The organism is Streptomyces sp. B21-105 (assembly GCF_036898465.1).
Taxonomy (GTDB): Bacteria; Actinomycetota; Actinomycetes; order Streptomycetales; family Streptomycetaceae; genus Streptomyces.
In genome coordinates this window covers 6,123,931-6,138,013 of sequence record NZ_JARUMJ010000001.1, presented here as the reverse complement: position 1 = coordinate 6,138,013, position 14,083 = coordinate 6,123,931, and the positions used below count along the sequence as shown (strand labels likewise).

The 14,083-nt window shown below is 71.2% G+C and carries 13 protein-coding genes and 2 tRNA genes; 6 read left to right on the top strand and 9 right to left on the bottom strand.

What is annotated here, in order from left to right; translation table 11 throughout:
• Complete coding sequence (gene rsgA, locus QA802_RS27855; RefSeq protein WP_334528071.1) at nt 1–1,011, top strand: ribosome small subunit-dependent GTPase A; 1,011 nt, start codon at nt 1–3, stop codon at nt 1,009–1,011.
• Between the two features lie 153 nt (nt 1,012–1,164).
• Entirely contained in the window at nt 1,165–1,488 is a 324-nt protein-coding gene (locus QA802_RS27850) for a DMT family transporter (protein ID WP_062642293.1), read from the top strand.
• Between the two features lie 91 nt (nt 1,489–1,579).
• On the opposite strand, the gene QA802_RS27845 is transcribed toward QA802_RS27850, so the two are convergent.
• The gene (locus QA802_RS27845; RefSeq protein ID WP_334528064.1) at nt 1,580–2,191 is read right to left on the bottom strand and encodes a TetR/AcrR family transcriptional regulator; all 612 of its coding nucleotides are present in this window, start codon (nt 2,189–2,191) and stop codon (nt 1,580–1,582) included.
• A gap of 171 nt (nt 2,192–2,362) precedes the next feature.
• Here QA802_RS27845 and hisN point away from each other — a divergent pair, with 171 nt between their 5' ends.
• From hisN to QA802_RS27830, 3 genes are all read left to right on the top strand, one after another.
• Nucleotides 2,363–3,163 carry a histidinol-phosphatase gene (hisN, locus tag QA802_RS27840; RefSeq protein WP_334528062.1) on the top strand — a complete coding sequence of 267 codons (801 nt, stop codon included), beginning with the start codon at nt 2,363–2,365 and terminating at the stop codon, nt 3,161–3,163.
• A 156-nt stretch (nt 3,164–3,319) separates the two neighbouring features.
• A complete protein-coding gene (locus QA802_RS27835) occupies nt 3,320–3,712 on the top strand; it encodes a CBS domain-containing protein (protein ID WP_334528059.1) in 393 nt (130 codons plus the stop codon).
• 104 nt (nt 3,713–3,816) lie between these two features.
• Nucleotides 3,817–4,236 (top strand): Fur family transcriptional regulator, encoded by a 420-nt coding sequence (locus QA802_RS27830; protein WP_334528056.1) that lies wholly within the window; start codon nt 3,817–3,819, stop codon nt 4,234–4,236.
• A 133-nt stretch (nt 4,237–4,369) separates the two neighbouring features.
• On the opposite strand, the gene QA802_RS27825 is transcribed toward QA802_RS27830, so the two are convergent.
• The 4 genes from QA802_RS27825 to QA802_RS27810 all read right to left on the bottom strand — a co-directional run bounded on the left by QA802_RS27825 (nt 4,370) and on the right by QA802_RS27810 (nt 9,778).
• Nucleotides 4,370–4,443 (bottom strand) — tRNA-Met (locus QA802_RS27825).
• A gap of 181 nt (nt 4,444–4,624) precedes the next feature.
• The gene (locus QA802_RS27820; protein WP_334528053.1) at nt 4,625–6,481 is read right to left on the bottom strand and encodes a tetratricopeptide repeat protein; all 1,857 of its coding nucleotides are present in this window, start codon (nt 6,479–6,481) and stop codon (nt 4,625–4,627) included.
• Between the two features lie 206 nt (nt 6,482–6,687).
• Nucleotides 6,688–6,761: transfer RNA gene (locus tag QA802_RS27815), tRNA-Met, on the bottom strand.
• Nucleotides 6,762–6,802: 41 nt separating this feature from the next.
• Complete coding sequence (locus QA802_RS27810; protein ID WP_334534934.1) at nt 6,803–9,778, bottom strand: UPF0182 family membrane protein; 2,976 nt, start codon at nt 9,776–9,778, stop codon at nt 6,803–6,805.
• A 162-nt stretch (nt 9,779–9,940) separates the two neighbouring features.
• Between QA802_RS27810 and QA802_RS27805 the strand changes: the two genes are divergently transcribed.
• The gene (locus QA802_RS27805; protein ID WP_057584738.1) at nt 9,941–10,483 is read left to right on the top strand and encodes a PPA1309 family protein; all 543 of its coding nucleotides are present in this window, start codon (nt 9,941–9,943) and stop codon (nt 10,481–10,483) included.
• 59 nt (nt 10,484–10,542) lie between these two features.
• Here QA802_RS27805 and QA802_RS27800 read toward each other — a convergent pair whose 3' ends face one another.
• The 4 genes from QA802_RS27800 to QA802_RS27785 all read right to left on the bottom strand — a co-directional run bounded on the left by QA802_RS27800 (nt 10,543) and on the right by QA802_RS27785 (nt 13,988).
• Nucleotides 10,543–11,634: a YlbL family protein gene (locus QA802_RS27800; RefSeq protein WP_334528050.1), complete on the bottom strand. Its 1,092-nt coding sequence runs from the start codon at nt 11,632–11,634 to the stop codon at nt 10,543–10,545.
• A gap of 54 nt (nt 11,635–11,688) precedes the next feature.
• Nucleotides 11,689–11,880 carry a hypothetical protein gene (locus tag QA802_RS27795; protein WP_319165051.1) on the bottom strand — a complete coding sequence of 64 codons (192 nt, stop codon included), beginning with the start codon at nt 11,878–11,880 and terminating at the stop codon, nt 11,689–11,691.
• 250 nt (nt 11,881–12,130) lie between these two features.
• Nucleotides 12,131–12,589 (bottom strand): molybdenum cofactor biosynthesis protein MoaE, encoded by a 459-nt coding sequence (locus QA802_RS27790; RefSeq protein WP_319164915.1) that lies wholly within the window; start codon nt 12,587–12,589, stop codon nt 12,131–12,133.
• Between the two features lie 289 nt (nt 12,590–12,878).
• On the bottom strand, nt 12,879–13,988 hold the full coding sequence (locus QA802_RS27785; RefSeq protein WP_107442001.1) for an SDR family oxidoreductase: 1,110 nt from the start codon (nt 13,986–13,988) through the stop codon (nt 12,879–12,881).
• Nucleotides 13,989–14,083: the final 95 nt, after the last annotated feature.

Below are 14,083 nucleotides of genomic sequence, written 5' to 3'. Positions count from 1 at the left end.
ATGCGCCGCTACGGCAAGCACACCGACGAGGACGACATCCGCAGCCGCCCGAACCGCAAGGGCAACCGGCCTCGCACCCACATCCGGCCCAAGCACGAGGACTCCGTCGAGGGCATGGTCCTCACCGTCGACCGGGGCCGGCTGACCTGCCTGGTCGAGGACCGCGTCGTCCTGGCGATGAAGGCCCGCGAGCTGGGCCGCAAGGCGGCGGTGGTGGGCGACCGCGTCGCCCTGGTCGGCGATCTGTCGGGCACGAAGGACACCCTGGCCCGCATCGTCCGCATCGGCGAGCGCACGTCGGTGCTCCGCCGCACCGCGGACGACGACGACCCGTACGAGCGGGTCGTCGTCGCCAACGCCGACCAGCTGGCCGTCGTCACCGCACTGGCCGATCCGGAGCCCCGCCCTCGTCTGATCGACCGCTGTCTCGTCGCGGCCTTCGACGGCGGCCTGACCCCCCTGCTGGTCATGACGAAGTCGGACCTGGCCTCACCGGACAAGCTGCTGGAGCTGTACGGCCACCTCGACATCCCGTACCTCGTCACCAGCCGTGAGGAGCTGGAGAACGGCGCGGCGGCGGACGTGGTGCGAGAGCATCTGGCCGGACGGATCACGGCGTTCGTCGGTCACTCCGGCGTCGGCAAGACGACGCTGGTCAACGCGCTGGTCCCGAAGGAGCGGCGGCGGGTGACCGGCCATGTGAACGCGGTGACCGGACGCGGCCGCCACACCACGACCTCGGCGCTGGCCCTGCCGCTGGCGGGCACGGACGACTGGGTGATCGACACGCCGGGCGTGCGGTCGTTCGGTCTGCACCACGTCGACCCGTCCCGGGTGATCCTCGCCTTCCCCGACCTGGTGCCCGGCACCGAGGGCTGTCCGCGCGCGTGCAGTCACGACGAGCAGGACTGCGCCCTGGACGCCTGGGTGGCGGACGGCCACGCCGACCCGGCGCGGCTGTACTCGCTGCGCCGGCTGCTCGCCACGCGCGAGCGCACGGAGGGCGACTGACCCGTCGTCCGTTCCCTCTGCGGGCCTCGTGCCTGACGTCCCGTCACACTCACCGGCTGACCACCGCGTTGTTTGCGTCGGCCCGGAGCCGGTAAGTGCATAATCGCACCGAGCCGGACCGGGCCGGGGTCGGGTCAAACGGAGGGACAGCACATGGCGTGGCTGCTGGTCGTCGTGGCCGGACTGCTCGAGACCGGTTTCGCCGTCTGCCTCAAGCTGTCCCACGGCTTCACGAGGCTCTGGCCGACCATCGCCTTCTGTGCTTTCGCCCTGGGCAGCTTCGGTCTGCTGACCCTCTCGCTGAAGAAGCTCGACGTGGGCCCCGCCTACGCGGTGTGGACGGGCATCGGCGCGGCGGGCACGGCCATCTACGGGATGGTCTTCCTGGGCGACCTGGTGTCGACGCTGAAGCTCGTCTCCATCAGCCTGGTGATCATAGGAGTGATCGGACTGCAGCTGTCCGGGTCGGCGCACTAGGACACTCCTGGCACTCCCGGGACACTCCTGGGTGTTCTGTCCCAGGACGCTGCCGGGTCGGGCGTACCGGCGGCCGATCACGCCACGGTCACTAGTTCTTGGACGGTCGTTGCAGGGCGCTCCGCACCAGGTCGGCGACCCCGTCCTCCCCCGGCGGCGGCGCGGCGACGCAGGACAGCGCGAGGCGGACGGCGAGTTCGGAGCACCGCGCGAGGTCGGCCGCGTCGGCGCGGACGGCGCCGGGACCGGAGAGCACGGCGACGGCCCGGTCACGGACGGCGCCCACGAGGTCGGCGGGTGAGGGCAGCGGCCCGTCCGCCCGCCGCTGCGCCGGCACGGCGGAGGACGACGGCACCGCCGAGAGCGTCGGCGAGGGCAGCCGCTCGCTCCAGAACCCGGTGAGGACGGCCCGTACGAGGACGTTCTCGCGGGCGGCGGAGGCGGTCCACTCGGCGGTGGCGGCGAGCCGCTCCCGGACATCGCCGTGCGCGGCCAGCGCGCGCTCGACCCCGGCGAGGTACCCGTCGGCCTCGCGCCTGACCAGGGCCCGGGCCAGGCCCTCCTTGCTGCCGAACTCGTTGTACAGCGTCTGCCGGGACACTCCGGCGGACGCCGCGACGTCCACCATCCGCACCGCGGCCCACGGCCGTAGCGCCAGCGCCTCGAAGGCGGCGTCCAGTAGGGATTCCCGCGCTGCAGGCATCGTCGCCTCCCTGGAGCGAGTGGCTCTGCGCCCAGATTTGACGCGCACGGCCGCACTGTCAAGGGTGGCGGACGTACCGGACGGCGATCGGAGGCGTTCCCCGCCCGCTCGGGGCCGTCCGCCGCCGCCCCCCGTGGCCCCTGTTCGGCTTGGCCGGATACGGTTCGTTCCATGCCGGACTACCTGGACGACCTCCGCCTCGCGCACGTCCTCGCGGACGCCGCCGACGCCGCGACCACGGCCCGTTTCAAGGCCCTCGACCTCAAGGTGGAGACCAAACCGGACATGACGCCGGTGAGCGAGGCCGACAAGGCCGCCGAGGAACTCATCCGGGGGCATCTCCAGCGCGCCCGCCCCCGGGACGCGGTCCTGGGCGAGGAGTACGGCGTCGAGGGGACCGGCCCCCGTCGCTGGGTGATCGATCCGATCGACGGCACGAAGAACTACGTCCGGGGCGTGCCCGTCTGGGCCACCCTGATCTCGCTGACGGAGGCGGGCGAGGGTGGGTACCAGCCCGTCGTCGGGCTCGTCTCCGCGCCGGCGCTGGGCCGCCGCTGGTGGGCCGCGAAGGGGCACGGCGCGTTCAGCGGCCGCAGCCTGTCCTCCGCGACCCGGCTGCACGTCTCGCGCGTCTCGCGGATCTCCGACGCCTCTTTCGCGTACTCCTCGTTGAGCGGTTGGGAGGATCGCGGGCTGCTGAACGGCTTCCTCGACCTGACCCGCGACGTGTGGCGCACGCGCGCGTACGGCGATTTCTGGCCGTACATGATGGTCGCCGAGGGCTCGGTCGACCTGTGCGCCGAACCCGAGCTGTCCCTGTGGGACATGGCGGCCAACGCGATCATCGTGACGGAGGCGGGCGGCGCGTTCACCGGCCTCGACGGCCGCCCGGGTCCGCACAGCGGCAACGCGGCCGCCTCGAACGGACTCCTCCACGAGGAGCTGCTGGGCTACCTCGAGCATCGCTACTGAAACGCACCCGGAACGCACGGATGAGCGCGCGCCCTCAATCGGCCGCGCGCGCCCTCTTGTTGACCCCTGCTTTACCTGCCACGCTGACAGCACCCCCACTTGTGAACTTGTGAATCCATGCACGACCAGTGGATTCTTAGGAGGTGGCATCAGCCCATGCTCGTCCGCGACGCCATGAGCACGGTGGTTCTGACCATCGGCCCCGCACACACACTCCGTCAGGCCGCCGCCCTGATGGCCGCCCGCCGCGTCGGCGCGGCGATCGTCCTGGATCCGGACGCCGGCGGCATCGGCATCCTCACCGAGCGGGACATCCTCAACTCCGTGGGCCTCGGCCAGGACCCGGACGTCGAGCGCACCCACGCGCACACCACCGGCGACGTCGTCTTCGCCGCCCCGACCTGGACCCTGGAGGAGGCGGCCCGGGCGATGGCCCACGGCGGCTTCCGTCACCTGATCGTCCTCGACCACGGCGGACCGGCCGGCATCGTCTCGGTCCGCGACATCATCCGCTGCTGGGCGCCGGCCCGACAGCGGGTGCCCGCCTGAACGCGGAGAGCGCCCGAACTCATACTGGAATCCGTCCAAGTCCGTCAAGGATCTAAAGTCACACAGGTTCGTGACCTGGTCCGGTCGACTGTTAGGCTGGATCCATGAGTGACCTTCTGGAACGGCTGCGCGGACGCGGATGGCGGATGACCGCACAGCGCCGCGTCGTGGCCGAGGTGCTCGAGGGCGACCACGTCCATCTGACGGCCGACGAAGTGCACGCCAGAGCGGTGGTCAGGCTGCCCGAGATCTCCCGGGCGACCGTCTACAACACCCTCGGCGAACTGGTCTCCCTCGGCGAGGTGCTCGAGGTCGCCACCGACAAGCGCGCGAAGCGGTACGACCCGAACGCCCACCGTCCGCACCACCACCTGGTGTGCGCCCGCTGCGGCGCGATCAAGGACGTCCATCCGAGCGGCAACCCGCTGGCCGACCTGCCCGACTCGGAGCGCTTCGGCTTCACGGTGTCGGGCGTCGAGGTGACCTACCGCGGCATCTGCCCGAACTGCGCCGCGACCGCCTGACCCGCGCCCGGCTGTGGCCACGACCGTGACCGCCACAGCCGGAACGGCAGAACGGAACGGCAGACCCCGAGGGCACGTGACAGCGAACGACCGAGGGCCGGAACCCTTTCGGATTCCGGCCCTCGACCTTCAGTAGCGGGGACAGGATTTGAACCTGCGACCTCTGGGTTATGAGCCCAGCGAGCTACCGAGCTGCTCCACCCCGCGTCGGTGAACCCCACGTTACGTGAAGGGCGACGAGGAAGGCAAATCCATAAGGCGGCGCCTATATGCCGAGGTCAGCGGGGTGGTGCCGCGGGGCGGAGACGGGTTACCGCGGCGTAGGGTCGGCACTCAGCCGACAGACCCAGGCCTACAGACCCAGGCCTACAGACCCGCGCCGACAAGCTCACGCCGACAGTTCCTCCCGCAGGGCGTCGCGCAGCCGGGCCGCCCGCTCGGCCACCTCCGCCGGGCCGAGGGACACCGCCCGGTCGGCCCACCGCTTCCCCTCCGCCAGCTCACCCCGACGCGCGTAGACCAGGGCCAGCCGCAACGCCGCCCGCCCATGCCCGGCGTCGGCCGCACGCGTCCACCACACGGCCGCCTCGGGCTCGCTGCCCTCCCGCGCGAGCAGCAGCCCCAGGTTGAAGGCTCCGTTGCGTGAACCGGCCTCCGCGGCCGTCCGGTACCAGCGCGCGGCCTCGACGACGTCGCCGCGCGCCGCGGCCAGCATCCCGACACGCACCTGCGCGCGCCGGTGCCCCTGAGTCGCGGCGCGCTCGTACCACTCCTCGCACTCGGTCTTCTCGTGCACGGTCTCCCCCAGCTCGTGCGCGGGCTGCGGCGGTCGGCGGGCGTCGAGCACGGCCGCCAGCCGGTACGCGGCCTCCGCGTTGCCGCCGCCCGCCGCGCACCGCAGATGCCGTTCGGCTTCCTGCTCGTCCCCGTCACGCAGGCGCGCGATGCCGACCTGCAGCGCTGCCTCGGTGTGCCCGGCGGCCGCCGCCCGCTCGTACCAGCGCAGGGCGACCTCCTCCTCGCCGCGCCCGGCGAACAGGATCCCCAGGTTGAACGCGGCGTCGACGCTGCCCGCCTCCGCCGCCTTGGAGAACCAGGGCTCGGCCCCGGCCGTGTCTCCGACCTGGAGCAGCAGGACGGCGAGGGCGTTGGCCGCCTCCCGGTGCCCGGCGTAGGCGGCGCGCCGGTACCACTGCTCGGCCTGCGCGGTGCGGCCCTGCTCCGCGCAGAGCAGGGCGAGGTTGTAGGCGCCGTTGTCGTCCCCGGCGTCCATCGCGGCCCGGTACCAGCGTTCGGCGGTCTGGGTCTGGCCGCGCTCCGCGTGCAGCGCGCCCAGCGCGTTCGCCGCGTTGCCGTCGCCGTCCTGGGCGGCCCGCAGCCACCAGACGGCGGCGTTCTCCGGGTCGCCGGCGTCGCGCAGCAGGAACCCGAGCGCGCAGGCGGCCCGCGCCTCGCCGTCCTTGGCCGACGTGAGGTACCAGCGCCCGGCCTCCTTCAGATCGCCGCGGCTCTCCAGGATCGTCCCGAGGTGCAGCGCGGCGCGGCGGTGTCCGCGCGCGGCGGCCTGCCGGTACCACTGCTCGGCCTCGGTCCGCCCGGCGGCGCCGTCGTCGTGTGCGCCCTCTGGTGAAGTGCCGTCCTGGAGCGGGTTCCGGTGCTGGTCGAGGGCGCGCGCGAGGCGGTACGCCGCCTCCCGGTGGCCTCGCTCGGCGGCGACCCGCATCCACTGCCGCGCCCCGGCGTCCCCGCGATGTTCCAGCAGGTCTGCGAGGGCGTACGCGCCCAGCGTGTGCCCCTGCTCGGCGGCCTGGCGCAGCCAGTACTCGGCGGCCGGCTCGTCCCCGCACTCGCGGCGGTGGCGGCCCAGCGCGTGGGCGGCCGCGGCGGAGCCGGCCACCGCGGCGACCCGCCACCAGCCCGCGGCCTCGTCGGGGTAGCCGCGCTGGTGGAGCAGGACGCCCAGGTTGTTCGCGGCGGCGCGGTCGCCCTCCGCGGTGGCGGCACGGAGGTGGGGCTCCGCGCCGTCCAGGTCGCCGCGGCGCAGCAGCATGGCCCCGAGGACGCTCCTGGCCTCGGCGTCGCCGGCTTCCGCCGCGAGCCGCAGGCGCATCTCCTCGACGGCCTCCCCCGTCTCGACGGCGTCGGCCGTCTCGTCCCGGCTCTCGTCCGGGGTCGCTTCCTCGTCGGAAGGCTGCACAAACCGCCCTGTCTCGAACAGAGTTGCCTTGTCCCCCATAACGTCCATCGTCGCACCACCCGCAACCCGGGTACACCTGGTATACCGCGGCCCGTAAGGTCACTTCAGCGTTTTGTCGACATGCCCACAGAGAGACAAGTCAAACACAGATCCGCCAACTCCCCACAGCGGCGCGGCGATCGCTTTCTCCGGCACACGCGTTCGCACACCACGAAGGCCCGGATCCGTTTCCGGATCCGGGCCTTCGTCTTCAGTAGCGGGGACAGGATTTGAACCTGCGACCTCTGGGTTATGAGCCCAGCGAGCTACCGAGCTGCTCCACCCCGCGTCGTGTTCCACAACCGTACCACGACGCGGGGTGGAGCATGATCAGCCGCTACTGGGGCTCGGGCTGGGACTGGGCTTGCCGCCGGAACCGCCGCTCGAGCCACTGCTGGGACTCGCCGAACCGGTGGGACTCGGGCTGCTGCTCGGCTTGGTGCCCTTGTCGGCCGCCGCCTGCGCCGCCTCGGCCCGCTTCAGTGCGTCCTCGAGGTCCTTCTGCGCCTTGGCGTACGCGGCCCAGTCGGGCTTCTTCAGGGCCTCCTGGCCGGCGTCGAAGGCCTTCTGGGCGTCGGCCAGCGCTTCGCGGACGGTCGGGTTGCTCGACGTCGGCGGTGGGGTGGTGCCGCCCGGCTCGTCCGCGGGCGGCGGGGTCGTGGCCTGCGCGCCGAAGACCTTGTCGAGGGCCTCGTCCAGGGTGTCCTCGAAGGCGGTGTTGCCGCCGTACGTCACCAACACCTTCTTCAGCAGCGGGTACTTGAGCCCGCCGCCGCGGACGTACACGGGCTCCACGTAGAGCAGGCCCCCGTCGAGCGGCACCGTCAGCAGGTTGCCGTACTCGATGTCGGAGTCGCCGCCCTTAAGAAGTCTGATGGACTCGGCGATGTCCTGTTCGGAGTTGAACTGACTCTGCACCTGCTTCGGCCCGTCGACGGTCGTGCTCGTCGGCAGTTTCAGGATTCTGATCTTGCCGTAACCGGGAGTGCCCGCTTCGGAGTCGACCGCCATGAACGCGCTGAGGTTGTCCCGGCCGTTGGGCGTGAGCGTCGTCGTCAGCGAGAACGCCTGTGCCTTCTGGTCGGGCATCTTCATGCTGAGGTAGTACGGCGGCACCGCGTCGCCCGACTTGTTGGACGGGTCGTCCGGCACCTGCCACACCTCGCTGCCGCTGAGGAACGTCGTGGCGTCCTTCACGTGGTAACGGGTGAGCAGCTCACGCTGGACCTTGAACAGGTCCTGCGGGTACCGCAGATGGGCCATCAGCGACTTGGAGATCGCCGACTTGGCCTTCACCGTGCCGGGGAACGCCTTCATCCAGGTCTTCAGGACCGGGTCCTGGGTGTCCCACTGGAAGAGCTTGACCTCGCCGGTGTACGCGTCGACGGTCGCCTTCACCGAGTTGCGGATGTAGTTGACCTGGTTCTGCTGGGCCACCACCGCGCGGTTGTCGTTCGTCGCGGTCAGCGAGTCGGCCGTCGTGTCGCCGAGGGTCGTACGGGAGGCGTACGGGTAGCCGTTCGTCGTCGTGTACGCGTCGACGATCCACTGGATGCGGCCGTCGACCACGGCCGGGTAGGCGTCACCGTCGATGGTCAGCCAGGGGGCGACGGCCTCGACGCGCTCCTTGGGCGTGCGGTTGTACAGGATCCTCGAACCCTCGCCGATCGCACCGGAGTAGAGGATCTGCGGCTCGCCGAACGCCACCGCGTACGCGGCCCGGTTGACCGGGTTGGAGAGGTCGACCCCGCTCTTGCCCCGGTAGCTGGTGGTCTTCTCCCCCCTGTCGTCGGAGTAGTCGATCTCCTTCTGGGGACCGCCGACGATCGAGTAGGTGGTCGTCTTCTCGCCGTAGTAGACGCGCTGCTCGTAGGTGCCGAGCTCGCCCTCGGACGGCAGGTTGGACTCGGTGAACAGGGGCCGGCCCTCGGCGTCGGACGTCGTCCCGTTCGCCGCGACCACGCCGAAACCGTGGGTGTAGCGGAAGTGGTTGTTGATCCAGTTCTGCTTGTCCACGCCCGCGAGGTTCAGCTCGCGCAGACCGATCACCGTGTCCTGGTCGGCGCCCTTCACGTTGTAGCGGTCCACGTCCAGGTTGGTCGGGAACGCGTAGTACTTCCGCATCTGCTGGAGCTGCTGGAACGTCGGGGAGACGATGTTCGGGTCCAGCACGCGGATGCTCGCCGTCGCGTCGACGTCGTCGCGCAGCGTCGTCTTGTCCTTGGTCGTGCTCGTGCCCGAGTACTCGGTGACCTGGGTGCCGTCGATGCCGTAGGCCTCACGTGTCGCCTTGAGGTTCTTCGCGACGTACGGGGCTTCCTTGGCCTGCTCGTTGGGCTGGACCTGGAACTTCTGGACGATCGCCGGGTACAGCCCGCCGATGAGGATCGCCGAGAGCACCATGAGGCCGAAGCCGATCACGGGCAGCTGCCAGGTGCGCCGCCACAGCGTGGCGAAGAACAGCAGGGCGCAGATGACGGCGATGCAGAACAGGATCGTCTTGGCCGGCAGGTAGGCGTTGGCGTCGACGTACCGCAGGCCCGTCCAGTTGTCCGTGGCCTTGAAGTCGCTGGACTTCACGGCCAGGCCGTAACGGTCCAGCCAGTACGCGACCGCCTTCAGCGCGACGAACGTGCCCACCAGCACCGACAGATGCCCGGTCGCCGCGGCGGTGGCCCGCGCACCGGGGCTGGTGACGCGCAGCCCCCCGTACAGGTAGTGGGTGAGCGCGGCGGCGATCAGGGAGAGGATCGTGGCGGCGAAGCCGAAGCCGAGCAGGAACCGGTACCAGGGCAGGTCGAAGGCGAAGAACGACACGTCCAGGTGGAACTGCGGGTCCTTCTGCCCGAAGGACACCCCGTTGACCCACATTAGCCACGTGCGCCACTGGCCCGCCGCGGAAGCGCCGGCGATCAGGCCGACGAGCGCGGTGATGCCGAGCAGCAGCCACGTCTTGTACGGCGCGATGCCCATGCGGTAGCGGTCGAGGCTCTGTTGCTCCACCGACATCGCACTCAGCGGCGGCCGCAGCCGGTGGGCCAGCCAGATGTTGAAGCCGACCGCGAAGGACATCAGCAGGCCGAAGACGAAGAACAGCCCGATCTTGGTCCAGAGCATGGTCGTGAACACGGACGAGTAGTTCACCGAGCGGTACCAGAGCCAGTCCGTCCAGAACCCGGCGAACATCGTGAACGCCATGCCGAGTACGGCTAGGACGCCCAGGGTCGTCAGCAAAGTCCGGACGCGCCGGGACGGGCGGCCCACTCTGATCCGCGGCCCCGTGGGGCCTCCGCCGCGGTCCGGCATCTGGAAAGCCAAGGTGCGCACCTCGAATGTCGCAGTTGATCCGTCAGGCCCGCGTGTTCGTGGACCGTGGTGGCCCCCGTGATCGCGGGCCCACACCTATGCAACTTACTCACCGTTTACTCGGTTCCCGATTCCGCCCAGGAACGAGAGAGGATTGTGACCATGTCCAACACTCCCATGGCGGCGAGCCCGCTCACCCGGGCCGTACTCGAGATCGACGAGTACGCCTCCGGCCTCGGCTGGGACCAGCCCGCCCGCCTTTTCGCCCTCGTAGACACCGCTCGGCTGCGAGCCCAGGAACCGTCGCTCGCGACCCAGCTCGGCCTTCAGGACGAGCCCGAGACCACCGGCCTCACCCCGATCGAGCAGGACGAAGTGCCAACGGACAAGCCGCTCGACGAGTTCCTCGCCACGATCGCCTGGCCGGACGCGGTGGTCGGCTGCGCCCTCACCGTCGAGCGCCTGATGCTGCCGCCGTCCGCCGAGTCCCAGGTCCCGCAGGGCCTCAGCGACGCGAAGCTCGCCAAGTGGGTGGCCGAGCACCCGGACCGCCACGAGGTCCGGATGACGGTCGGCGTGCTGCGCGACGGCACCCGCGACTCGGCTCTCCGGCTGCGCGAGAAGGACGCTCCGACGGAGGTCCTCACGGGCGCCGGGCTGGTCCCGGGCCTCGCGGAGGCGCTGTCGGCGACGTTCGCGGAGTAGCGCGCGGTAGCGGCCCTGCGGGGTGCCCGGGGCCTGCCGTCCGGATCAGGCCCCGGCGGCTACTTCGTGCACTTCGGCAGGGCGGCGGTGTCGCCGCTGCGGATGTCCTCGAGGGCGGCGAGGGCGTCGTCGATGGTGTCGACCTTGACAAGCCTGAGCCCCGAGGGGGTGTCCTTGGCGGCGGCCTTGCAGTTGTCGGCAGGCGTCAGGAAGAACTGGGCGCCCTTGCTGCGCGCGCCGACGGTCTTCATCTCGATGCCGCCGATCGGGCCGACCTTGCCGTCGTCGTCGATGGTCCCGGTGCCGGCGACGAACCTGCCGCCGGTGAGACTGCCCGGGGTGAGCTTGTCGTAGATGCCGAGCGCGAACATCAGACCGGCGCTGGGGCCGCCGACGTCGGCGAGCTTGATGTCGACGGTGAACGGGAAGGTGTGGTCGGTTCCGGCCGAGATCCCGACGATGGCGCGCTTCTCGCCGCTGTCGTCGGAGGCCGCGGTGGTGACCGAGACCTTCTGCGTGGTCGTCGCCGTCCTGCGCGCCTTCTCGGCAGCCGCCTGTTCCTTCGCCGGAACGATCGTGAAGACGACGTTCTCGCCGGCCTTGTGCTTGGTCACCAGTTTCGCGACGTCACCCGGCGCCTTCACCGCGGTGCCGTCCACTGCCTTGATCACGTCTCCGGCGTGCAGCCTGCCCTCCGCCGGGGACCCCTTCACCACGGTCGAGACGATCACCCAGGACGTCACCGGGACGTTCAGCTCCTTCAGGGCGGCGACCTTGGCGCTCTCCTGGGACTGGCTGAACTCCTCGGCGTTCTCCTGGGTGGACTGCTCCTCGGTCTTGCCGTCCGGGTACAGCGTGTCGTGCGGAACGACCTTGTTGTCGTGCGCGAGCCATCCGTAGACGGCCTCGACGAGGTTCATCCGGTAGTCGGCGCTGGTCACCCGCACGGTGGTCATGTTGAGGTGGCCGCTGGTCGCGTAGGTCCTGCGCCCGGAGATCTGCAGCACCGGCTCGCCGTCGTGATCTCCGAGCGTGTTCACCGTGGGCCCCGGGGACATCTCCGAGTACGGCACGGGGAAGAGCACTCCCGCGCAGAGAAGCGCGATGAGGATCAAGGTGGAGGCGAGCATCGTCGCGGTGCGGCGTGGCATGACTCGACAGTACGGGACGCGTCTGTCAGCGCACGGTCAGGGCTGCCACCCGGGTCACGCGCGGATGTGCGGCTTCTCCATGGCGGCCCGGAAGCGTGCGTATCCGTCCAGCTCAGGACCGTCACCGCGGGCTTTGCGGGTCCGGTTGGCCCAACTCCCCCACAGCCCCGCGCCGATCGCGGCGACAAGCGGAATCAGCAACCAGGCGAGCGCCGCCATGCCGACCTCCCAACCCCAGTGAGCCACCACAACTGACTGATCAGCAGATTAACCATTCGCAGTGACAACGCTCACGGCAGGGGTCCGGTTACGCAACCGGACGGGTGGCCGGTGGATCAGCAGACCCCACCCGCCCACCCGTCGCCCGACCACCACCCCCCAACGACGACGCTACGCGCCGACCCGCCCACCCGTCGCCCGACCACCACCCCCCAACGACGACGCTACGCGCCGACCCCCCCACCCGTCGCCCGACCACCACCCCCCAACGACGACGCTACGCGCCGACCCATTCCTCGGTGCCGTCGGAGAACTTCTGGTGCTTCCAGATGGGCACCTCGTGCTTGAGGTCGTCGATCAGCTTCCGGCACGCCTCGAAGGCCTCCCCGCGATGCGGGCAGGACACGGCCACGACGACCGCCAGATCGCCCACGGCCAGATCCCCCACCCGGTGGACGGCCGCCAGCGCCCGCACCGGGTACTCGGCCGCCACCTTCTCGGCGATCCGCCGCATCTCCGCCTCGGCACTCGGGTGGCAGGAGTATCCGAGCGCGTCGACGTCGGCGCCCTCGTCATGGTTGCGCACGGTGCCCACGAAGAGCGCCGTCCCGCCGGCCGCGTCGTCCCCGACGGCCTTGAAGACCTCGTCCAGGGAGAGGGGGGTGTCGCGAACGGCGATCAGCTTGATGGGGTCCTGCGCCGCCCGCTCGCCGGGATGCTCGTCGATGGCTGCCATACCCCCATCGTGCCGCACCCCGGGAACAGGCGAAACAGCGTGATCACCCGGTAACGCGCGCGTGGCGCCTTGGAGGTCGCTCCAAAGCACCGGCCCGTCCGGCGTCGGGCCCGTCCGGCGTCCGGCCCTTCCGGCGTCCGGCCCTTCCGGCGTCCGGCCCTTCCGGCGTCCGGGATGGTGGGGTGGCAGGAGCAATCCCGCGACCGGGGGCGGCGGGGGCAACCGCGAACCCGGGGTGGCGGGTGCAACCCGGGGTGGCGGGTGCGAGAAGCCGCCCGCCACCCGCCGCTCAGCGCCGCCGGGCCTTCCGGGCCCGTCGCACCACGGCAGCCGCGCCCAGCAGCGCGACCGTCGCCCCGGCCGCCCCCGCGGCCGTCGCGTCCTTGCGCCCCAGCCGCCGGCCGACGACGGTGTGCCGTCCGGCCACCTCCTCCAGCAGCTCCGCCAGAACCTCCTCGTTGGTCCAGCCCGGCCGCCACCCCGCGTCGTGCAGCCGGCTTCCGCTCACCACCCAGGGGTACATCGTGTACGCCAGGTCGCCCGCCGGGGACGGCGTCAGCCCGATCCGGTGCAGCCGCGCGGCGGCGCCCAGGGCGACCGCCGACGGCAGCTCCATGCGCCGGATCCCGCTGAGCTCCTCGACCTCCTCCTGCTCCAGCCACCCGTCGCACCCGACGGCGAGTTCCCCGTCGACCTTCTCCAGGACGGCGTACTCCAGGGCGCTCACCAGGTCCTCGACGTGGCAGAACTGCCAGGCCGGCCGCGACCCGGCGACGACCAGCAGCCGCGGTGACTCGAAGTACCGGGTCAGCGCCGTGTCCGTGCCGCCGACCAGGATCGCGGGCCGCACCACGGTGACGTTCAGACCGGGATGCGCCCGGGGCGCGCGGCGCGCGAGCCGTTCGATCTCCAGGAGGTCCCCGACGCCGGTCGCCTCCGCCGTCGCGCGCAGCTCCGCGTCCTCCGAGAGCGGCAGCTCGTTGTCCTCCAGCGCTCCGTAGACCATCGCGGAGGTGCACAGCACCACGCGGCGCACCCCGGCCGCCGCGGCGGCCGTCAGCACCGTCTGCGTACCGCGCACGTTGTAGGCCGTCCGGGCGGCGGCGTCACTCCCCAGGTCGAGGTCGAGCGCGAGATGGACCACGACGTCGGCGCCGCGCAGCTTGTCGGCGATCGCCGGATCGCGGACGTCGAGAATGTGCCACTGAGCCGCGTCGCACCCACCCCGCCGCTCGTCGATGGCGACGACCTGCTTGACCTCCTCCGATGCGGCGAGCCGCTCCGTGAGCAGCGCGCCCACCCCGGTCGCCGCGCCGGTCACGGCGACGACGGGCCCTCGGGCGCCGGCCCGGGCCGAAGGGTTTCGCGCTGCGCGAACCTGCGGATCTGGGGAACTCACCAGGTGTCTCCAGCGGTTGTCTTGGCATACGGGCGCGAGTGACGCGTACGTACCAGGTGGCATCCATCCTGCCGCAGGGCAGGAGTCGGCGAAGC

Coding starts and splice junctions, on each gene's coding strand:
- rsgA (WP_334528071.1), top strand. CDS start 1: ATGCGCCGCTACGGCAAGCACACCGACGAGGACGACATCCGCAGCCGC.
- QA802_RS27850 (WP_062642293.1), top strand. CDS start 1,165: ATGGCGTGGCTGCTGGTCGTCGTGGCCGGACTGCTCGAGACCGGTTTC.
- QA802_RS27845 (WP_334528064.1), bottom strand. CDS start 2,191: ATGCCTGCAGCGCGGGAATCCCTACTGGACGCCGCCTTCGAGGCGCTG.
- hisN (WP_334528062.1), top strand. CDS start 2,363: ATGCCGGACTACCTGGACGACCTCCGCCTCGCGCACGTCCTCGCGGAC.
- QA802_RS27835 (WP_334528059.1), top strand. CDS start 3,320: ATGCTCGTCCGCGACGCCATGAGCACGGTGGTTCTGACCATCGGCCCC.
- QA802_RS27830 (WP_334528056.1), top strand. CDS start 3,817: ATGAGTGACCTTCTGGAACGGCTGCGCGGACGCGGATGGCGGATGACC.
- QA802_RS27820 (WP_334528053.1), bottom strand. CDS start 6,481: ATGGACGTTATGGGGGACAAGGCAACTCTGTTCGAGACAGGGCGGTTT.
- QA802_RS27810 (WP_334534934.1), bottom strand. CDS start 9,778: ATGCCGGACCGCGGCGGAGGCCCCACGGGGCCGCGGATCAGAGTGGGC.
- QA802_RS27805 (WP_057584738.1), top strand. CDS start 9,941: ATGTCCAACACTCCCATGGCGGCGAGCCCGCTCACCCGGGCCGTACTC.
- QA802_RS27800 (WP_334528050.1), bottom strand. CDS start 11,634: ATGCCACGCCGCACCGCGACGATGCTCGCCTCCACCTTGATCCTCATC.
- QA802_RS27790 (WP_319164915.1), bottom strand. CDS start 12,589: ATGGCAGCCATCGACGAGCATCCCGGCGAGCGGGCGGCGCAGGACCCC.